The sequence below is a fragment of the Shewanella septentrionalis genome (assembly GCF_025370265.1).
GTDB lineage: Bacteria > Pseudomonadota > Gammaproteobacteria > Enterobacterales > Shewanellaceae > Shewanella > Shewanella hafniensis.
In genome coordinates this window covers 82825-103611 of the sequence record NZ_JAMTCC010000019.1, presented here as the reverse complement: position 1 = coordinate 103611, position 20787 = coordinate 82825, and the positions used below count along the sequence as shown (strand labels likewise).

Sequence of the window (20787 nt, the reverse complement as noted above, 5' to 3'; positions counted from 1 at the left end):
CTTGCGAGCTTCTCAACTCTATCCATATTCACTTCTAATATCTTACTCAAAACATTTGCCGGATGATTTCCAAGCAAAAATGTGCAATCACGAGGTTAGTACAACGCAGTTAAACATTAAGAAACATTCGCTTGGAAGCGATGAAGAAACTGAGAAAAGCGGTTTAATAAATGCTTTATAAACTCTTAGTAAAAATGGCAGGTACGTAAAAGATAGCCGCCATTCTTATTTAATAATTAAGCCTTGCAAGAAAAACCAATGCGTATAGCTGCAATTGCACTAAAGGTAACAACAAAGCGTAACATCTTAGTCAGTGCGGTACTGCTTTAAAATGCCATCTAACTCGACCGAAGCATGGTGCAGATCATTGGCTAAGGTCACACTGCGCTGGGCCGTTTGTTTGATAGTTTCCGACTGATGGCGGATTTCATTCAATTGTCCGGCAATATCGCGAGCGGCGACACTCTGCTCTTCCGCCGAGGCGGCAATTTGGCTGCTCATATCAAATACCGCATTGACCGATTGCGCCATGCCTTGGACATCATCACCGACGGCGATGATCGCGCTGCGGCCTTCATCGGCCTGATCGACTATCTCCATGGTAATGCTAGATAAACGACTCGTGCCAGATTGTAAGCCTTCAATCATAGACTGAATTTCTACCGTGGCCTGTTGAGTTCGGCCCGCTAAGGTGCGCACTTCATCGGCGACCACGGCAAAACCACGACCCTGCTCACCGGCACGCGCCGCTTCAATGGCCGCATTTAGGGCTAACAAGTTAGTTTGCTGCGAAATACTGTTAATCGTCGTGACCACGGCATCGATACTCGCCGCATCCTTGGACAATTGTTCCACCGATGAAAACGCCGCGCCAATCTTAGTTGAAAGTAAACCAATACTGTCCACTGTGTGGCTAATTCGCCCACGACTGGCCGACATTTGGGTTGAGTTTTCTTTAGTCTGCAGCGAAGTGTTGCTCGCGTTGATAGAGACTTCTTCAATCGCTGAAGTCATTTGCGCCATCGCCACAGCAACGGAATCGAGGAATTGATGTTGGAAACCAATCAGCTCATCACTGGTGGCCGCCTGTTGATTAAATTCATCGGATGCTAATGACAAGGTTTGTGCATTTTTACCAATGGCCGACACCATTTCACTCATGTTATCGGCGCAGCGGTCGATTTCACGGGCAATCAAACTGAAATCGTCAGTGCCAAAGAAGTTTAATCTAAAGCTCAAATCACCATCGGCTAAGCGTTTGATGGCTAAGTACATATCCCACAAGCCACCGCCGAGTGAGGTCGAAATCCAGTAACTCAGTTGGAATAAGGGCAACAAGCCCACTAATGCTAACCAGAACATAAAGTTAGCATCGCTACGCGCATCGGCTTCCCACTCATGAACATTCTGCGTCAGTTGTAAGGCTTGCATGCCTGACACGCTGGCGCTGGCCGTCACTTTATCCCCTTGACGCTGCGCTTCACTTTGCCTTGAGGTCACAGTTAACCCGTATTGATTGGCAAATTGTGACAGAGCATCAGCTTCTAGCTTTTGCGCCGTGGCAACTTGCGCTAAGGTATCGACGCTTGCTTGAACGCGGGCAATAGAAGCTTGCTCGACGTTTCGGTGCGCGTGTTGATAGTTGACGAGTGCCACGGCGGCCGTGATCAGCGCCACCATAGAACACACTACCCAAAACTTTCCGTTGAGACTGAACTTGATCAATATGGCATCAATGGTGCGAAACTGGATTTGTTTCATCTTGATAATTCCTAAGAACAAAATGCTATTTGGCACTAAATCAGCATTATAGCCCAGATCGCTTCGACAGCTATGTCAGTAATAAGATCTGAGCAGGTATTATGCTAATCCGCGCTAGCCACTTGACTACGCGTGGCGGCAGACCACTTTTGTGTCAAGGTAACCAACTGCCCCGTTAACAGGCTCATGCTAAAACCTAATAAGCCACCAATGATCAACGACGGCACGACATTGGCCACATCACCCGCCATGGAAAAGGTAGTGCAACAGCCAATAAATGCGCCGGGAATAAAGCTAAGCTTTTGATAACTTGCCTGTAAACACATGGCCGAAGTGGCTATGCCGGTAAAAATATACCCAAATACGGGCGAAATAAAAAAGCTGCTACCCGAGATAATGAGCCAAGCCCAAAACACACCGGACAGATTCGTGCACCACGCCATCATCACGCCTTGAAAACCAGCCTTGGGTTGAGCGAAAAAAGTGCTGCAACCTAAAAAGCCAATCCAAGTGACCAGATGAAAGGCATCTGCAACGCCACACCAAATAGCCGCCAATAGGCCGGCAGAAATAGCGACTTGCCAACGATTTTCCATGGATGACCCCTTTATAATTCTATTCACGGAAGTTTATCTGTTAGTTAAATTACCTCTATTCTGGTAACAAAAACCTGATCTATTGCTAATTTTCGGCATTAATGCCCGTAAAATCGCTAACAAGCAAATTTTTTGTGGTAAAAAAACGAAAAAAGCGCTTATTAGGCGCTTTTTTGTTCAAACGGCGTTCAGTTAACTCTCTTGCCGTCACTTACACTCGCAATAGTTTACTCACGGGAAGATCGCGGATCCTCTGCCCCGTCGCCGCAAAAATTGCATTGGTTAAACTTGGGGCAACGGGCGGAACACCTGGCTCACCTACGCCTGCAGGCGCAGCATCGGACTCAATAATGATGATCTCAATATCGGGTGTTTGGGGGATCCGCAGCAAAGGATAATCGTGGAAATTCGATTGCTGTACTTTGCCCTCTTTGTAAGTGATTTCCCCCATCAAGGCTAAACTCAGGCCAAATACAATCGCGCCTTCAGTCTGGGCTTTTACCCTATCTGGATTGACTATCGTGCCCGCATCGATAGCAGCGATGGCATTCAGCACTTTAAGCTGTTTATCCTCACTCACTTCCACCAGCATGGCCACGGCGACATAACTGACAAAACTGCGGTGTACGGCAAACCCCCAGCCCTGATTTTTACCCGCCTTAGGCGCCTTAGCTTGGGCTTTTTCGACCGCGTCGATTACCCCAAAATAGCGGCTCACGTCCACGGGATGACGATCAAGATCTTCGCCATAGTTGCCATATTTAAACTGTTGGTCGGTAAAGGTCTCACGCCTTGCTTCACCTAACAGGCTACGCCACATTGCAGGGCAAGAAACCTGAGAACGATGAGCCATTTCATCGACAAAACTGCCGACACTAAAACCGTGCTGAATGTTACACACAGAGCGCATCCAACCAATACGGCTATGCGCCTGCGCTTTTACCGCTTCGTATCTTAAATTCGGCAAACCAAAGGGTACATCCACAAAGCCTAAATCCAACTCACCGCCAGAGGGATATTCCACCCCTTCGGCAAAGGTTGAACTGATTGATGGGAATCCCGTACGGGCTAAAAGCGCGGTCGGTTTGTTATTGGCATCGAACAGCGCCTGATAGGACTGGGCGCTGATAGCATGGTAGTAACCGTTTTGGATCTCATCCTCGCGGCTCCAACTCACTTTAATTGGACGCTTGAATTGCTTCGATAACAGCGCGGCTTCAACGCTAAAATCAGGTTTAGATTTACGCCCAAAACCACCACCCAATAGGGTGACATTCACTTTAATCGCATCTTCTTCCATACCCAGCGCAGCGGCCACATTTTGCTGTGTACTTTGCGGCGTTTGGGTCGACGCCCAGATTTCACAGCCCTTTTCAGTGACATGGGCGGTGGCAACGGGCGGCTCGATAGAAGAATGAATTAAATAAGGCACGGTATAAACCGCCTTTAACGTATTCGCCTCGGGCCAGTTTTTGATTTCATCACCAGCTTGACGCACGACATTACCGCTTTGCTGTACCCGCTCGACCAGTGACTTCAAATAAAGACTTGAATCATGCTGACTGTTGTCGGCCTGAGTCCAAGTGACTTTTAAGGCTTTGCGGCCTTCGAGGGCACTCCAAGTGTTTGTGGCGATAACAGCAACGCCGCCCAAAGCCTGAAACGCGGGTGCGCCCTTAGCGGCGGGCAAACGATACACATCTAATACACCGGCCACCTTGCGCGCCGCAGTATCGTCCAAGCTTGCCACATCGCTGCCAAGCACGGGCGGACGCATGATGCTGGCGTAGAGCATGCCATCGAGTTTGATATCGTAACCATAAATCGCGCTGCCGCTTAACATGGCATCCATATCAACGATTTGGCGTGATGCGCCAATCTGCTTGAAATCTTTAACCTCTTTAAAGGTTAACGACTCAACGGCGGGGACTGGCTGCTTTGATGCGGCTAACGCTAACTCGCCGAACTTGGCCGAGCGACCCGATTTAGCATGCAAGACTTTATGGTCGGCGGTATGCACCTCGCTCACGGGGACTTTCCAGCGCGCAGCGGCGGCTTGCTCTAGCATGGTTCTTGCCATCGCCCCCATCTGACGCATGCGGTCGTAATTTTCGCGAATACTGCGGCTACCGTCAGTGTTTTGGCTGGCATAACGTTTATCGGCTAAGCCTTGAATGGGGACGATTTTATCCCAATCCGCTTCTAACTCTTCGGCTAAGACTTGCAGAATGCCGGTTCTGATCCCTTGTCCCATCTCGGAGCGATGGCAAGTGAGGTACACTTTATCGTCTTCACCAATGGCAATAAACAGATTCAGCCGCGCTTCTTTATCCTGCGCCAGCGCCATGGGGCTCCAAGTTAATCCACTCGCCCCTAATGCTAATCCGCCACCCACTGCGCCAAACAGTTTTAACACATCGCGGCGGCTGATATTTTCTACGGCAGTAAAAGTACTCATATTAGCCCTCCTGTTTGGCATAGTTTTGCAGTGCCGCTTTAATCCGCGGGTATGTGCCGCAGCGGCAGATATTACCCGACATGGCCGAGTTAATTTGTTCTTCAGAAGGTTTCGGATGCTGCGCCACTAACGCCGCAGCCGACATCAGTTGGCCCGCCTGACAATAGCCGCACTGGGGCACGTTATGTTCGGCCCAAGCATTTTTAAGCTTTTGATTATCCAGCCCTTCAATTGTTGTCAGTCGTTTTCCCTGTGCCTGCCCCAAACTGGTTAAGCAAGCGCGTACGGGTTGGCCGTCTAAATGCACAGTGCAAGCACCGCATAGCCCTGCACCGCAGCCATATTTAGTGCCCGTGAGCCCTAAAATATCCCGTAGTGCCCACAGGATGGGCATTTTAGGATCGGCATCTAAGGTAAATGATTTACCGTTGATGGTCAGTGTTTGATTAGAAAGTGTCTGAGAGGAAGCGGCGGTATTCGCTTCCTTGACGACTGCTTTGGTTGATAAAACTTCTGCCATAACTCACTCCTTAAGTGCCAACCACGACGCAAGATCGGCTTGGGTATCAATATCAATTGCGGCGCGGGGTAGTGTTATAGCGACTAACGCTCCCTGCTGTGCTTGTTGTTTTAAAATAGATTTCGCCCCGCGATCACCACTCAAGTGGGTGAACAAAGGCAATGTAGAGGCATTAAAAATAGCAGGTACACCTAAATCATCCAAATAATCGGCGGCAACGTCTTTACCCGTTTCATGCCATGTCAAAATCAGTTGGCGATAATCATCGGCGCTCAAGGCCACTTGGTCAGCGAGCGTTAGCAGCATGGCATCAAAGCCTTGCTCCTTAGCATAACTTGCCGCCAAACTCACTGAGGATGCCAAACCCGTGTGCCACTGTGGATTAATTAAAACATCAAAGAAGTGGCGGGAATGAAGTTCGGCTAATAATGGCTGTAATACGTGCTGATGAGCACCGAGTATGACTAACAAAGGCGCATATTGGGGCGAATGTGTGTCTTGGCGCTCCAAATCTAAATCTTGGCAATGAAGCTGTTGTAAACGCTCAATATGGGTGCAAATGATGGCTTGTTCGCGAGTTTCTGTAGCGCTAAGTGATGGTACAAGCTGCGCTAACTTAACCCCCTCAAAGCGCTTACTTTCACCCGCCGCAAGTACCACGATCAACAGCCGCTTGGATGAACGTGGCGTTTGCTCTGCCAACGTTAGCTCTGCCGACTTTGGCACTGGCGGCAATGTCATCAACGCATTATCTCATCGAGATGTTGTAAGGTCGCGCCATGGAGTACGCCGTGGCATTGGGCCAAAATACTTAACGCCACTGCGCTCGGTAACTCGCCGCCAAGGGCAAGCCCTGCGGGGGCAGAAAACACCCCAGAAAATGATTCAGTACTCAGCCCTGCCATCCCAAGCACTTTATCCCGTCGATGGGCAGGGCCAAGCAAGGCGACATAGGCGAGTGGATGGGCTTGAATGACCTTCAATGCCGCAGCATCTAAGCCCAAGTTATGATTCATCACCACAGCACAATCCAATTGAGCGATATGATTCGCAGTTAATTCCCCCGCGGTAAGTTTCACGATATGGGCATGGGGGAAATCCGCCGCTCTGGCATAGGCGGTACGACCATCAAAAACCGTCACTTGCCAGCCTAATGTATCGGCCATGGCGGCAATGGGCTTAGCGTCGATACCACCGCCAAAAATGCCAAGGTGGAATCTCGGTCTCAGCGGAATAATCAGCGATTCTCCCGCCTCTTGGGTGAAGACGCCTGTGCGGACAAAATCGCTGGCGGGGAACGGTTTCAACGCTTCGGGGTAGAAAGCGGCTTGATATTGGCGCGCATCCGTCCCCGCTTTGACTAATGGCAGTTGATAAAAACCCGACCGACCGTGGCGAAATGCCTGTACTAGCTCAACCAAACCAAGATCATGATTCTCTTTTAAGAGTGGGATCAACATGATATCCACTATGCCGCCACAGCCGAGTCGATAGCTGGCATCAGACTCATCGCTCGCGTCATAGGTCACGCACGTGACTTGCTTTGTCTGCATGGCCTTTTGGGCATGACGGCGGAGATCGGCTTCTAAACAGCCGCCACTTAACATACCCACGCCTTGACCGAACTCATGGAACAACATCATGGCGCCGGGTTTGCGATAGGCCGAGCCTTGAATTTGGGTGATCACCGCAAGCACCCAAGCGTCATCCGCCAGCGGTAACCAATGCTCTAGTAAATCTTCGATTTGGTGATCCATCCGCAAGGACTCCATTGGGTTAGGGATATTTGAAAAGACTTAATGCACTTTTTACTGTCGACACTATCGAAACAAATAACCGTCGAAACTAAAAACTGTCAAAACTAAAACGATCACTGGTTAAGATCGCTGATGAATATCACAGCTATCGACGTCTATTTTGTTATCAAGGTTTGATGCGAGTTTCATTTGTCGATAAAAACAGCTTCGCCAAACGCTCGGCATTAAACACATGGGCAACCACGTTAGCAAAGGCGTGTGCGTATTGAAAGGAGTAATAGATTTCAAAAAGTGTCGAAGCAGAAAATATGTTCAGGGGAGGTTTAGAAAGGGAAGGATTGACGTCCATGTCTTGAGTGGCGTTCGTTCAAATATCAACCACATCTCATCTAAAACTGATATTCCCCCGCCTTAGTGCGCAGTATCTGGGATTGATTGTCTAGGCTAATGGAGGTCGATTCTATCTGTTCGATAATCTGTGATACTTCACGGGAATTATCGCGGATCACCATCATACTCGAAGCGATTTCTTTAGAAACCAAGGACTGTTCCTCAGTTGAAGCGGCAACCTGAGTATTGATCCCATGAATCGCTTCCGTACTATGACGAATATCCTCAAATACAGCCACGATACGTTGCAGCTCTACCCCCGCCTTTTGCATAAGCGTCGCCGCTTGAGTCACAGATGTACCCACTTGATTTGTACGACTCTGAAGGCTTGCGACAATATCATCGATTTCCTTGGTGGAATCTTGGGTGCGCTGGGCTAGTGATCTAACCTCATCGGCCACCACAGCGAAACCTCGCCCTTGCTCACCGGCCCTTGCGGCTTCAATCGCGGCATTCAGTGCCAGCAAATTCGTCTGCTCTGCAATCGCCTTAATCACACTCAACACATTACTGACTTGGGTACTTTCGTTCACTAAATGCGACATAGAGTCTTGAGTATTGGTAAACTCAGTTTCCAATACCGACATGGCTTTCAACGCTTCCGATACCGTCTGTTTACCCACAGTAACATGCGCTTCATTTTCAGCGGCGCGACTTTCAGCGTTCGACGTGCTCTCACTCACATGCACTAAGGTCGTGGTCATTTCTTCCATCGCACTGGCGCTGGCATCCAGTTCTCTCGCCACCCGATTTGAGCTTTCACGCGAAACTTGAATGGATGCCTTGGTTTGCTTCGCTAAATCAGCGACCTCTTTTGCAATACCATCCGTTGTCGATAAGGAACTGGCAAGGGAAGAGATAAACAAGTTGATTTGATTAACGATTTCGCCAATCTCTCCCTGAGTGGTGACAGAGATCCGCCGCGCAAGATTTTTAGATCGCTGAATGTCGAGCAACTCACTACAGGTCTGCACTAAGGGAGTCACAATCCGGCTCTTAACGATAATGAATCCACCAACGGCCGCTAAAATCACGATAAATAACACGAACTGAGACCAGTTTAATGCCGCATGTAGGGAGTCGAGACGACCATTAACTTCACCATCGGTACGTTTATCCAACGCCGTAAAGAACTCATCAATCGGCTGCATGATCTTGGCTTTTTCTCTATGGTATTGGTCGCTATGTAATAACTCCCTCGCCATGGTTAAGTTCGGCTCGCCTTTTATCGTGTAGGTTTGGGTGTTGGGGTCCATAAAGATACCTTTGACGGCATTCATGGCTTTCACTTCGAGGGCGACTAACGCATCTGAGTTTTTTTGGGCTTGTTCGAGGAAACGGAATTCTTCATCGGAAAAACCAAGGGACTTCATTTGCTCTTTTATAGCAATTCTCGCGCCGTCTGGCTTTGGCTTATCGCCATAACTCAGTACCAAATCCCAATAAATCTGATGGTACTTTTCGGGTCTGGGTTTCTCACCATTACGGATAGCCAAAATATCCATATACATTTTTTCGTATTTTTCATCACCAGTGACGGCGTAGGTACGGGCGAGACGTGTTAAGTCATCGGAACCTTGCCTTAATTCATCGGCAAGTTGATAGGACTGATATCGGATGCTGGCGGCATCATTAAAGAGATCGATTTTAGACTTCACATTGAAGCTCAGTGCCGCAGAAATCACGGCACTCGCGACTATGGTCGAAAATACCACACTCATCATGGTTTTTGTTTTCATACTTACCCCAATAGACGGAAGAACTGCTTTAAGTCTAGAAGGAAAATCAGAAAACATCGGTAAAAGTGGGACAATCAATGGAAATAATCATTTGATTTGCGAGTGATTATCGCTCACAAATCAAACAGTTCTTAATGACGTGACACTTAGAGTAAAAGTTGGTCCGCGACAAAGGGATTATGCTCGCGCTCTTCACCAAAGGTCGATATAGGACCATGCCCCGGAATAAATTCGACGTCGACGCCTAAGGCCCACAGTTTTTCGGTGATCGAGTGAATTAAATCCTGATGATTTGATTGAGGAAAATCGGTGCGACCGATTGAACTTCTAAACAAAATATCCCCCACCCACGCTAACTTAGATTGGGCAGAGAAAAGGGCAATGTGTCCCGGCGTATGCCCAGGGCAATGCAGCACAGACAAGCTTTGCTCACCCACTTGCACGTTATCGCCGTCCTGCAGGTATTGATCCGGTTCAAAGGCATCGCAATGGGGAAAACCGAAGTTTTGGCTTTGCTTAGGTAAGTTTTCAATCCAGAATTTATCGGCGATATGCGGCCCAATAATCGGCACATTGGTGGCTTGCGCTAAGGCCTTTGCCCCACCAACATGATCGATATGCCCATGGGTAAGGATAATTTTGTCGAGGACGAGTCCAAGTTTCGTCACTTCGTTTTGGATCCTGTCAATATTGCCACCAGGATCCACGACTGCAGCTAGCTTGGTTTTTTCACACCAGATCAAGCTGCAATTTTGCTGAAAAGGTGTCACTGGAATAATCTGATACTTCATAGCTTCAATCTCGTGTTATCCATAAGCGATAGATTACGCTAAGAAACTCATCATGGCTCAAATTTATAATGGAAAAATTGATCTTCACCAAAAGCTAATCAAATAATCCTAGCTTGTAGCATAAACTATTTGGTCTATACCCAAGGTAGTTGAAGATACGAGTTTCAACTAGCCTAGGTTGCTGCATCTTCAGGTTATTTGGGTATACAATCTGCCAATCACAATAACATGATCCTCTGCCATTAAGGTTGTTTGATGAAACCCGATATTATTCTCGCCGGAGTGCTGGCAAAGAAACATACTTTTACCTTGCCCCTCAACTATCAAAATCCGATTGCAGAGCAAATCCAAGTGTTTGCCAGAGAACTCTGTAGTCCAGAAAACAAAGATAAAAAGCTACCTTATATCGTGTTTTTCCAAGGCGGCCCGGGATTTGCAGCCATGCGCCCCGCCAGCAACAGCGGCTGGATCCGCCGCGCATTAAAAGAATATCGGGTGTTATTACTCGATCAACGCGGCACAGGCTTATCAACACCGATTAATTACCAAAGCCTGCAACACTTAGAGCCCGCAGCTCAAGCTGAGTATCTGAGCCATTTCAGGGCTGACAATATTATTCGAGATGCCGAGACGATTCGTGCCCAGCTTTGCCCCGCCGATAAATGGGCGATTCTTGGCCAAAGTTTCGGGGGATTTTGCGTATTACATTATTTAAGCGCCGCCCCTCAAGGTGTCAGCGAAGCCTATATTACAGGTGGCATACCGTCATTAACCCGCAGCGCCGATGATGTCTATCTTGCGACTTATCAACGCGTACTGGCGAAGAATAAACAATTTTTCCAACGCTTCCACGATGCCCAACATTTAGTCACTCGCTTAGCAAAACACTTGCTTGAAAACGAAGTGTATTTAGCAACGGGAGAACGCCTCACTGTTGAAATGTTGCAGCTGCTGGGTATTAATATCGGAATGGAGCAAGGTCCTGAATCGGTTTATTATTTACTTGAGCAGACCTTAATCAACACAGCTTCTGGGACAGTCGTGAACCCGTTATTTTTAAATCATTTCGGTCAAATGCTCGATTACAACACTAACCCGATTTTTGCCCTGCTGCATGAGGCGATCTACTGCCAACACTCGGCTTCACAATGGGCGGCACACAGAGTGAGGCAACAATTCCCCGCCTTTAACTATCAGCAAGGTAAGCCGTTTTTATTCACCGGCGAGATGATTTACCCTTGGATGTTTGACCAATTCAGTCACTTAGTACCGCTTAAAGCCGCGGCAGAAATCCTTGCCCATAAATCAGATTGGCCTGCACTGTATAATCTTGAACAACTGGCGCAAAACCGCGTCCCCGTTGCCGCAGCTATTTACAGTGAAGATATGTTTGTCGAGATGCAATACAGCCTTGAAACCGCGCAACAGGTCGGCAGGCTAAAGTATTGGCTAACATCAGAATATGAACACAACGGCATTCGCATGGATGGTGAGCACATACTGGATAAGCTCATCAGCTTAAACCGAGGCGACACCTTAAGATAAAAGTTAATTTTAAGGGCTAATTAAGTTAACGCTGACATTATAAGCCCGCTCCTCATCTATTGAGTGATTTTGGCAAGTTTCAACGACCTATTTCCGTAAGAGTAAACCGTGTTGGTTTACTCTTTTTTTTTTGCAAAAAAATGCACTCAGCTTAGGCGAGTGCATTGACCAAAATAGTCAAATAGACAGGGAAGTAACGTGTAACAGTCTTAGAACTATCGCTTCATCTTCGGGTAAGTAAATTCATGGCATTGATTGCAATAAACTTTACTTTCTTTATGCTCCTGATGACAGTAAGTACATGGTAAATCAGTACCATAATGTAAACTATCATGCGGATTGGGCTCGACCGAATGTCCGGCGCCTTCAGGTCGCTTAGTCAGCTTAGCCACATCCTGAGGAGAGCCATGACAGTTAGCGCAGACTGCTGCATCAGGTATGCTCTTACGCTTTAAATCACCATGACAGGCAGTACAGTCAACCTTACCATTAGTGCCGGTCATCACATCCTTATGATAATCCTTAATATTCATAGAATTAGCTGTTATTGGCAGTATGAGCATGCAGCCAAGTAAAAGTATATATAAGGGTTTTAACATCAGACTCTTCCTATGGCGGGGCAAACTGCCCCGCATAACATATTAATAATTAGCGATAAATTCAGTTGAGGCTTGGATATCAGGCGTGAATGGACGATCTTTTACTACAAATGGCACTTTTTCACGATATGCCTTGTACATGGCTTCGGTAGCTTTACCTAAATGAAGATCTGGATTGGACAACTTGCGTAGATCAATCGCTTGACTTGAATGCAGCAGCTCTAAACCGTAAATCACACGGGTGTTATCGACAATCTGAATCAAATTGTCAGCGGCAAACTTAAGGTTAGTGAAAGTATCTTCAATGCCCCCCGCAATGGAAATCCCATCAAATGACACTGGGGTCGCCAACTGTTTATTACGAACCTGCATATCTACAAATGCTTTTTGAATCGCGCCAAAAGCATGCCCATTATTTCCTGGAGCACTCAAAAAGCGTGGCAGTTTAGTAAAGTGATCATCGGATAAATGGACAGTGCGCATGACACTGTTATGGGATACATGTGTTAGTGCCACACTCAAATTTTGTACTGCTAGTGCGACAGGTAGAGGTTCAAAGTTAGTGGTTGGGAACACGCCACCTTGACCTTCGACCATGTACTTAGCAACCTGTGGAAATTTCGCATATTCATTGGATGCACCAACAATAACGGCAGGATTATCATCCGAATGATTTATTTGAATATTGATCACATCATTCAGCTCAGCCAAAGCATGCTCAGCGCTCGCTAAAGTATAAGCTGTCGTTCTATAACTTAGAGGGTCCTGCAGCGGACGTTCATCATTAAGCTGCCATAAATAGCTACCATCTAACTGTTTTAGAATGTCACTAGTAGTGGCTTTGATATAAGGGAAAGGACGAATATCATTGGTTTGTGGTAAAAATGGAGCAACATTACCGTTTAATCCTTCAAGGCTTAATCCAAACAATGTCGGGGATACGGATAATAGCTGTTTTGCCGCTTGCTGCCCTTGCATTGCATAAGCTACGGCAAAAGCGTTGTTAGACAGAATAGATAGCGCATCTTTACCCATAGGCACAAGTGGTGTAATTCCGGCATCCGCCATAGCATCCTTACTGCTAACACGTTGTCCCTTATAGAATACTTCCCACTCACCAACCATAGCCAACCCGACATGGGATGAGAGCAAAATATCCGCTTCACCTACAGTGCCATTTACAGGAATGACAGGCGTTAATCCCTTATTGAGATAAGCCTCATAAAGTTCAGCAACAAGAGGTTGAACCCCAGTTTGCCCTGCGAGCATAGTATTTAAGCGCACCGCTAAGGCTAATCGTGTTAAACGGATAGGTGCTGCGTCACCGACTCCTGCACTATGGGCACGAAAGGTACTGTAGTTAAAGTTTCGAGATGCCTCTAGTACTGCATCACTCAGCTTGCCATTGGCATCAAATAACTTGTGGTCTTTGTTCAAACCAACGCCCACTGTTAGACCATAAACTGGCTTACCTAAACGAGCAGCTTCCATCAATAAGCCATTAGCCTTAACAAGTTGAGTTTTAGCTTGGGATGCTATTTTAACTTTAGCGCCATCGGCAATCGCCCATGCTTGTTCTTGCGTTAGATGTTTGCCATCAAGGACGACTTGCTCCATCGCTAAAGCACTCCCTGAGAGAAGGCTCAAAGTAAACGATGCCATCAAAACAGATTTATTCATTATCATTCTCCAATATATTGTTATTTATAATAAAATTTAATTATTCTTGCTTAAGCACTATCGCTTTTGCCGCTGCACAATTTCGGCCTGCGTTACGCCCTGTGACAACCCCCTCAGCAACAGCACAAGCACCTAAACGGCTAGCACCATGGATCCCACCCGTAGCTTCGCCTGCCGCATACAGCCCTGGAATGGCTTGGTTGGTGACTAAATGCAGTACTTCTGATCGGGTATTCACTTTAACGCCGCCCATGCAATAGTGAACTTTTGGCCACATACGGACGGCATACCAAGGTCCTTTATCGAGCACTATGGCCTCTTGCATTGGACGCGCGAACTCTTTGTCTGAGCCACTTTTTACCGCCTCATTCCAACGGGCGACTTGCGCCTTTAGTGCGTTCACTGGCATTCCATAGATAGTCGCAAGTTCCTCTAAGGTGTCTGCTTTACTAATCACCTTATATTTCAGTCCCCAATCTAAGGTTTGCGCCTTACTAGCCCCTTCTGCATTAGTGAAACCAATAGGATAAACAGGCTGACCATGTTCATCACGGCGAGTCATGATGGCGTCAGCTCTAGCTTTACGATCTGCAAGTTCATTGAAGAAACGTTCACCAGTACGCACATCCACCACAATACCGTGGGGATAGGTCGCAATCGTGTTGAACTGGGATGCGGTGCCAAAGCCTTTTTCATCGGGAGATGCCCATGGGCCGAGTTGAATTTGGTCTAAATGAATAGGGTTAGCGCCCAGGAGCATCATTTGCTTTAGCGCTTCTGACGTTGCGCCTGCATGATTGGTTGAATCTAAGTCATTATTTAACTCAGGTAACTGCATCATGCGATATTCAATATCGCGACCAAAGCCTCCCGTTGCCATGACAACACCACAACGCGCGCCTATGCGACGTATTTTACCGGTTCGCTCATTAGGAAAATAAAAACCTTCACGAACTTCAATCCCAATCACGCGACCATCGAGATCTTTCACAAAGCTTTCGAGCTTGGTCTGATTTCTCATCACCACGCCTTTATCTCTCGCGGCGTTAATCAGCGGTCTGATGATACCTGCCCCTGAACTTTCAACTGTTTGCAAGACTCGTTGTATTGAGTGACCACCAAAATGCTGCACGAAAGGTTTCCACTTAACCCCATGTTCAATCAACCACTGACAGGATTCAGCCGTGCCATTACACACCAGTTTTAACATCTCAACATCATTCATGCCCCGACCTGCTCGCATCATATCGGCGACCATTTCATCGACAGAATCATTAATTCCAGCCTGTTTTTGCAACTCAGAGCTCGCCACAGCCATGGCACCGCCATTGATTGTTGAGTTACCGCCAAAGACAGGCATCTTGTCCACAACCATAACGCTCACACCAGCCTCTCTAGCTTGTAATGCTGCTGACATCCCAGCAAAGCCGCTGCCGACGACCAGCACATCTACAATCTCGTCGAATGCTTCAGGAGCTGCATCGCAACTTGCTGTTGCAGGTAAGGCTATTGCAGCCCCAAAGCCCGCAGCCATCACAGCCCCACCTTTTAGCAACTGCCGACGGCCCGTATCAATATCTTGAGTTTTACTCATGCTTACTTCCTTCAATAATTGCTGGAACTTGTCAGCATGGAAGTGCATGCGCTGTGCCAAGCACCTAAAAAGAGGTAATTAAGTGGGGAACTTTGATTGGAGGCACGGAATCACGAAATATAAAGATCTACAATCACGATACTTAATGATTAACATGAAATATCAATGGAAAAACACTTTTATCACGAATCGACACTGAGATTATGCAGTAGCCTACAACTCGAAAAGTCCCTGCAAAGTTACTTCGAGTTTATTCGGGATGAACTGCCTATTGATGGGCTATATATTAATATTTTTCGCAAACAATTTAATGACATACAATTTATTGCTCATGTCAATGCTAATCAATCCTGTACCTTAGATAGGCAAATATCTATCCCTGAAGAACTGGCTCAGTGCTTAGATGATCCTCAACGCCCGCGCGTGAGAATTGTTAATGATATTGAGCACGACCCAATCACTGCTTTAGTTGCACCTAAGGTGATCAGTGGTATTCGTTCGCTGATCATTTTGAGAATGTCTATCGAAAATACCCACCTTGGGATAGTCGGATTTTATGCCAAAACGACAGGCGTTTTTCGCCCTCGTCATGCCGATTTAATTGCTCCGCATATGCATGCATTAGCCTTGATCACTGCACTCAATCTACGCGGACGTAATTTACTTAAAGAAAATGAAGCACTCTCAAAGCAGAATGTGAGTCTTCGCAGAACACTGGATGTCCAGAATGGCGTAGTGGGAGCCAATTCAGGCTTGAAACACGTCATGCAGCAAGTGCAATCTATTGCCAAGATTAATACGACCGTCCTAATGCTGGGTGAAACGGGGTGTGGAAAAGAAGTGATAGCCAATGCTATTCACGAACTTTCTGAACGTTCAGATAAGCCCTTTATCAAGGTCAACTGCGGCGCCATTCCAGATACTTTGATTGACTCCGAACTCTTTGGTTATGAAAAAGGGGCATTTACTGGGGCTGAGTCCCGTAAAATTGGCTACTTCGAACAAGCCAATGGCGGCACTATCTTCCTCGATGAAATTGGTGAGCTACCACTATCCGCACAGGTTCGATTACTCCGTGTACTTCAAAATAGCAGTATTACCCGTGTAGGTGGGCATGATGCTGTACAGCTTGATATTCGTATAGTGGCTGCCACCCATAGAAATTTACAAGCTATGATACACAGAGAAGTGTTTCGGGAGGATCTTTGGTACCGCTTAGCTATATTCCCTATTGAAATTCCGTCATTAAGGCAAAGACGTACAGATATTCCTTTACTAGTACAGCACTTTATTGAGCAACTAAGTTCAAAGTTCAACCTGCCTCAATTACCAAGAGTGACACCGGAACAATTGAATATTCTGAATCAATACGCTTGGCCAGGAAATGTCCGAGAACTCATTAACGTGCTCGAACGGGCGATAATACAACAACCTTCAGGACCGTTAGATTTTGGCTTCCTTGCTCCACATCAGGGTGAGGAAATTACGACCCAAGCAAATCAAACCGTTATCATAGATCCAAACTATGCGAGCGATAAACTTGTGCCCCTTGATGTTATGACCAGAAAATATATTAGTCATGCACTGCGGATTACAGGTGGAAAACTCTATGGTCCAGGAGGTGCGGCTGAGTTATTGGACATCAATGCTAATACGCTGCGTAGCAAAATGAAGAAACTGGGGATTGTGTAATCTTTCATCGGCAACGATGACTCTATAACAAAAAGAAGACGTCGGTTAACGCGGTACACGAATAACAAAGGTCACATAAGTGACCTTTGAAAAATTAATGATAACCATAGGATCTAGAAGAAATAACGGATTCCCACCGCATAGTTGTTATCTTGTAGATCTTCATAGGCTTTATCATCCATACTGCTGAAATCTATTTTGGCCTCAACGTACATAATTGTGTCGCGGCTATAGCGATAATGCAGACCTAACACTGCAAATTGGCGTGTCCATTTTCCTTGGATCGCAGTATCTACATCGGTATCAAGATCTTGATATGTCAGTAATACAGTTGGAACGAAACCATTATCATACTGATAAGCAACAATAAACTCTGCTCCAGTTGAATCATATAAATCTCCACCCACTAATTCGTTTTGCTCACTCTTATGGGCGTTAAAACCTACGTATAAACCGTCAGCATCACGACCTGGAGCATATTGATAGAAACTGCCGTATTGGGCGCCAATCCCAATAATTTGGTTAGTGTTATCAACCTCTTGGCCTGCAAGATTTCCGGTAAAATCACCACGATTAAATCCCGCTAGCACTTTAAATTTATCAGTAAAGTTGTAAGTTACACTTGCACCGTAGCTAGGTTCGAAACTCAATTCGGAACCATCTTTCAAGGGAGCACCACTGCCATCATACAAGGCAACATCGCTATTTTGTTTAGAGGCATACTGCACTGCGACATGTAGATTACCAAAAGTATTTCGATATTGCAGCGCAGCATCGGCACGTCCTGCCCCAGTTAAACCACCGTCACCGAAGGTATAAGCCCCCACAGACCAACCTGTAAAAGCATTGAGCACATCGGTTGTGTAAGCAACATCATAGTAAGCCCCCCATTGCTTACCAAAACTGATCTTTCCCCATTTCTCATGGGACATCCCAACATAACCCAATCGATTAAATAAAAAATCTGAATTTTTGGATGCCGATAACTGACCACCACCTTGGCCTTGCGTGTATATAAGGCCGTCATCACTGGTCACCATATTGATACCCCATTCCGTATGGGCAAAGGAGCTCCAGCCATTTTTCTCTTGACGGTCGAAACGAAAACCAACACGAGAAAAATTATCTATAACAGAAGTTTCATGACCATCATTTAACGCAGCAAACCCTAACCAACCTATCATGTTAACGCTGTTAGTTTGGTCATTATACAACTCAACGGCTTGAGCAGGTCCCATTAACAATAAGCTTGGGATCATCAAAGCGAGCAATGTCTTTTTCATTTCATCTACCTTTAAATTCAGCGAAACCATATATAATCACATGATTTATTTGATATATTATTTTCCCCAATCAATAGTAAGCAGGTTATATGCCACCGGGAGGAAAAGCTGAAAATCAAGGTGTTTTTTAGATACGGATCAGGCAATCTCGAAATATCGTGATTATCGGTTGTTAAATACCGTTAGATAAATTAAATGTCGTTATTACATCAAAAGACAATAACGACATATATGCAACAAGTGTGTCATTACACTGCTGTTGTAGATTTGCGGCAATTATAAGCTGAACGACTAGTTGATCGAGTTACCGAACTTTTGGAACTGGTCTTTTGGGAAGCATATTTGTTGGAACCATCGTTTTTTGTTGTACCTATACCTTTCGCTGAACTTGATTTTTTAGAATACGACTTACGATAACCGGATTTATTACTTGCCGTTTTACGATAACCTTGGCCTTGTAAACCATTAAGCGCGGTTGGCAGTTGTGCGCCTGCATTCTGGATAAGCGTGGATAAGGTGCCGAGCAGTGGCTGCATAAAGGCTTGATAAGAGGTTTCTTTATGGCAAATGCCGTTCAGGCTCGCTTCCCAAAGCGCTGTCATATCCGGCGTAGTCGCACTCGCGGGCAAGCTGTTAATCAATCCTTTCCCCACGTCTGTCGAGACAATAGATTTACCTAAGCGTTGTAAAAAACCGCGTTTGAACAGCAATTCGATAATACCTGCACGGGTAGCCTCTGTACCTAATCCGTCGGTTTCTTTAAGAATTTTACGGATCTCAGGATCGGTCACATAACGGCTAATACCCGTCATAGCACCGAGTAAAGTGGCATCGGTAAAGGCCTTTGGTGGTTGAGTATTTTTCTCCAACAATTCGCCTCGAGTACAATGCAAAGCCTGTCCCAATTTCAAAGGCGGTAATTGGCCGATAAAATCGTCATTCTCCTCATCGTCCTTACCTGTGCTTTCTTCCGTCGACTTGTTGCCACTCGCCTTACTGCCATTTGGCTCTTGGCGGGCAAAGAGTTGCTTCCAGCCGAGGGATTTATCCTGACGCGCCTTGGTATTAAATAAGCCACCCTCGATTGTCACTTGCACTGTGGTTTCACTGTAACAATAAGCCGGATAAAACTGTGCTAAGTACTGGCGAGCAACATGAAGATATAACTGCCTCTCACGCTGACTCAAGCTAGATAAGTTAGCCGTCTTCTCAGTGGGGACGATTGCGTGATGGGCGTCCACTTTTTTATCATCCCATGCTTTAGATTTAAGACGGGGATCGGGTACATCAGCACCTTGCAATAACTCAGTAGCACCGTCACTTATCGCCTTAAGTACCGAAGGCGCAAGATTATGTTGCTCAACGGGTAAATAACGACTGTCGGAGCGTGGGTAAGTAATGAGTTTATGACGTTCATACAAACTTTGGCAGGTATCGAGCACATCCTTAGCACTCATACCAAACCGTTTCGCCGCATCAATTTGCAACGCGGATAAGCTGTAGGGCAATGGTGGATTCTGTTTCTTGTCCTTAGCCACTAATTGAGTGACTAAGGCGGATTTATCACTGATGCGACTCACCACATTTTGCGCTAACCCTCTAGCTAACACTCGTCCTTCTTCATCCATATAGGGCTGACAAGCTTCGCTAGGTTGCCACTTGGCGCTGAAGGTTTCTTGCTTCTCGGTCGCCAAATGCGCTAGTACTTCATAAAAAGGTTTAGATTGAAAGTGAGCAATCTCTTCATCACGGCGCACCACTAGCCCAAGCAATGGCGTTTGTACTCGGCCGACGGATAACACGCCTTGATAACCGACCTTTTTACCTTGGATGGTGTACGCACGCGTCATATTCATGCCATAGAGCCAATCGGCTCGACTGCGGGCTAAGGCCGATGTGGATAAAGGAATAAACTCGCGATTACTGCGTAGCTGCGTTAGAGCCCGTTTTACAGCTTGTGGGTTTAAGTCACTGATCAGTAAACGCTGGGTTTGATGTAGCTTGTCCCCCGTCACGCCAAGATAGGCAATCACTTCATCCACGAGTAACTGCCCTTCACGGTCGGGATCGCCCGCATTAACCAAGGTGTTGGCTTGTTTGACTAATCGTTTAAGCACTGTAAGTTGGCTGCGGGTTGCGGCCTTAGGTTTTAGTTGCCACTTGTCCGGCACTATTGGCAAGTGCTCGAATTTCCAAGACTTAAATTCGGGATTATAGGCATCAGGTTCTGCTTGCTCGAGCAAGTGACCAACACACCAAGACACACAATCGCCATTGGCGGCTTCGATAAATCCATCGCCTTTTTTATGGGGTTTAGGCAATACATCGGCAATGGCCCGCCCTAGGCTAGGTTTTTCTGCGATATAGAGAATCATATAAACA

Annotated in this window: 16 protein-coding genes; 3 read left to right on the top strand and 13 right to left on the bottom strand. The window is 46.4% G+C overall.

All coding sequences use genetic code 11. The annotated features are described in order from the left end of the window. A partial coding sequence (locus NE536_RS12640) for a hypothetical protein (RefSeq protein ID WP_261272901.1) occupies window positions 1–181 on the top strand: 181 nt, incomplete at its 5' end. A gap of 125 nt (window positions 182–306) precedes the next feature. Here NE536_RS12640 and NE536_RS12635 read toward each other — a convergent pair. The 8 genes from NE536_RS12635 to NE536_RS12600 all read right to left on the bottom strand — a co-directional run bounded on the left by NE536_RS12635 (window position 307) and on the right by NE536_RS12600 (window position 10012). After that, window positions 307–1761: a methyl-accepting chemotaxis protein gene (locus NE536_RS12635; protein ID WP_261272900.1), complete on the bottom strand. Its 1455-nt coding sequence runs from the start codon at window positions 1759–1761 to the stop codon at window positions 307–309. A gap of 104 nt (window positions 1762–1865) precedes the next feature. Further along, window positions 1866–2357, bottom strand: a complete 492-nt coding sequence (locus NE536_RS12630) for a DUF1097 domain-containing protein (protein ID WP_261272899.1) — start codon at window positions 2355–2357, stop codon at window positions 1866–1868. 211 nt (window positions 2358–2568) lie between these two features. Continuing rightward, on the bottom strand, window positions 2569–4815 hold the full coding sequence (locus NE536_RS12625; RefSeq protein WP_261272898.1) for a xanthine dehydrogenase family protein molybdopterin-binding subunit: 2247 nt from the start codon (window positions 4813–4815) through the stop codon (window positions 2569–2571). 1 nt (window position 4816) lies between these two features. After that, entirely contained in the window at window positions 4817–5335 is a 519-nt protein-coding gene (locus NE536_RS12620; RefSeq protein WP_259574797.1) for a (2Fe-2S)-binding protein, read from the bottom strand. Window positions 5336–5338: 3 nt separating this feature from the next. Further along, the gene (locus NE536_RS12615; protein WP_261272897.1) at window positions 5339–6076 is read right to left on the bottom strand and encodes a nucleotidyltransferase family protein; all 738 of its coding nucleotides are present in this window, start codon (window positions 6074–6076) and stop codon (window positions 5339–5341) included. Continuing rightward, window positions 6076–7092, bottom strand: a complete 1017-nt coding sequence (locus tag NE536_RS12610) for an XdhC family protein (RefSeq protein ID WP_261272896.1) — start codon at window positions 7090–7092, stop codon at window positions 6076–6078. Before NE536_RS12610 ends, NE536_RS12615 begins: the two co-directional genes overlap by 1 nt. Before the next feature lie 389 nt (window positions 7093–7481). Beyond that, window positions 7482–9221: a methyl-accepting chemotaxis protein gene (locus tag NE536_RS12605; RefSeq protein ID WP_261272895.1), complete on the bottom strand. Its 1740-nt coding sequence runs from the start codon at window positions 9219–9221 to the stop codon at window positions 7482–7484. Window positions 9222–9367: 146 nt separating this feature from the next. Beyond that, complete coding sequence (locus NE536_RS12600; RefSeq protein WP_261272894.1) at window positions 9368–10012, bottom strand: MBL fold metallo-hydrolase; 645 nt, start codon at window positions 10010–10012, stop codon at window positions 9368–9370. 255 nt (window positions 10013–10267) lie between these two features. Between NE536_RS12600 and NE536_RS12595 the strand changes: the two genes are divergently transcribed. Beyond that, window positions 10268–11557: an alpha/beta hydrolase gene (locus NE536_RS12595; RefSeq protein WP_261272893.1), complete on the top strand. Its 1290-nt coding sequence runs from the start codon at window positions 10268–10270 to the stop codon at window positions 11555–11557. Window positions 11558–11772: 215 nt separating this feature from the next. On the opposite strand, the gene NE536_RS12590 is transcribed toward NE536_RS12595, so the two are convergent. Genes NE536_RS12590 through NE536_RS12580 form a run of 3 tightly spaced genes read right to left on the bottom strand, consistent with a single transcriptional unit; the run spans window position 11773 to window position 15430 of the window. Further along, on the bottom strand, window positions 11773–12156 hold the full coding sequence (locus tag NE536_RS12590; protein ID WP_261272892.1) for a cytochrome c3 family protein: 384 nt from the start codon (window positions 12154–12156) through the stop codon (window positions 11773–11775). Between the two features lie 42 nt (window positions 12157–12198). Then, a complete protein-coding gene (locus tag NE536_RS12585) occupies window positions 12199–13836 on the bottom strand; it encodes an HAL/PAL/TAL family ammonia-lyase (protein WP_261272891.1) in 1638 nt (545 codons plus the stop codon). 40 nt (window positions 13837–13876) lie between these two features. Next, on the bottom strand, window positions 13877–15430 hold the full coding sequence (locus tag NE536_RS12580) for a flavocytochrome c (protein WP_261272890.1): 1554 nt from the start codon (window positions 15428–15430) through the stop codon (window positions 13877–13879). A 165-nt stretch (window positions 15431–15595) separates the two neighbouring features. Between NE536_RS12580 and NE536_RS12575 the strand changes: the two genes are divergently transcribed. Then, a complete protein-coding gene (locus NE536_RS12575) occupies window positions 15596–17122 on the top strand; it encodes a sigma-54 interaction domain-containing protein (RefSeq protein ID WP_261272889.1) in 1527 nt (508 codons plus the stop codon). A 113-nt stretch (window positions 17123–17235) separates the two neighbouring features. On the opposite strand, the gene NE536_RS12570 is transcribed toward NE536_RS12575, so the two are convergent. After that, a complete protein-coding gene (locus tag NE536_RS12570) occupies window positions 17236–18405 on the bottom strand; it encodes a porin (protein WP_261272888.1) in 1170 nt (389 codons plus the stop codon). Window positions 18406–18653: 248 nt separating this feature from the next. Beyond that, the gene (locus NE536_RS12565; protein WP_261272887.1) at window positions 18654–20780 is read right to left on the bottom strand and encodes a DNA topoisomerase III; all 2127 of its coding nucleotides are present in this window, start codon (window positions 20778–20780) and stop codon (window positions 18654–18656) included. Window positions 20781–20787 lie beyond the last annotated feature (7 nt).

Excerpts from the sequence above, each read along its gene's own strand:
- NE536_RS12635 (WP_261272900.1), bottom strand. The coding sequence starts at position 1,761 with ATGAAACAAATCCAGTTTCGCACCATTGATGCCATATTGATCAAGTTC.
- NE536_RS12630 (WP_261272899.1), bottom strand. The coding sequence starts at position 2,357 with ATGGAAAATCGTTGGCAAGTCGCTATTTCTGCCGGCCTATTGGCGGCT.
- NE536_RS12625 (WP_261272898.1), bottom strand. The coding sequence starts at position 4,815 with ATGAGTACTTTTACTGCCGTAGAAAATATCAGCCGCCGCGATGTGTTA.
- NE536_RS12620 (WP_259574797.1), bottom strand. The coding sequence starts at position 5,335 with ATGGCAGAAGTTTTATCAACCAAAGCAGTCGTCAAGGAAGCGAATACC.
- NE536_RS12615 (WP_261272897.1), bottom strand. The coding sequence starts at position 6,076 with ATGACATTGCCGCCAGTGCCAAAGTCGGCAGAGCTAACGTTGGCAGAG.
- NE536_RS12610 (WP_261272896.1), bottom strand. The coding sequence starts at position 7,092 with ATGGATCACCAAATCGAAGATTTACTAGAGCATTGGTTACCGCTGGCG.
- NE536_RS12605 (WP_261272895.1), bottom strand. The coding sequence starts at position 9,221 with ATGAAAACAAAAACCATGATGAGTGTGGTATTTTCGACCATAGTCGCG.
- NE536_RS12600 (WP_261272894.1), bottom strand. The coding sequence starts at position 10,012 with ATGAAGTATCAGATTATTCCAGTGACACCTTTTCAGCAAAATTGCAGC.
- NE536_RS12595 (WP_261272893.1), top strand. The coding sequence starts at position 10,268 with ATGAAACCCGATATTATTCTCGCCGGAGTGCTGGCAAAGAAACATACT.
- NE536_RS12590 (WP_261272892.1), bottom strand. The coding sequence starts at position 12,156 with ATGTTAAAACCCTTATATATACTTTTACTTGGCTGCATGCTCATACTG.
- NE536_RS12585 (WP_261272891.1), bottom strand. The coding sequence starts at position 13,836 with ATGAATAAATCTGTTTTGATGGCATCGTTTACTTTGAGCCTTCTCTCA.
- NE536_RS12580 (WP_261272890.1), bottom strand. The coding sequence starts at position 15,430 with ATGAGTAAAACTCAAGATATTGATACGGGCCGTCGGCAGTTGCTAAAA.
- NE536_RS12575 (WP_261272889.1), top strand. The coding sequence starts at position 15,596 with ATGGAAAAACACTTTTATCACGAATCGACACTGAGATTATGCAGTAGC.
- NE536_RS12570 (WP_261272888.1), bottom strand. The coding sequence starts at position 18,405 with ATGAAAAAGACATTGCTCGCTTTGATGATCCCAAGCTTATTGTTAATG.
- NE536_RS12565 (WP_261272887.1), bottom strand. The coding sequence starts at position 20,780 with ATGATTCTCTATATCGCAGAAAAACCTAGCCTAGGGCGGGCCATTGCC.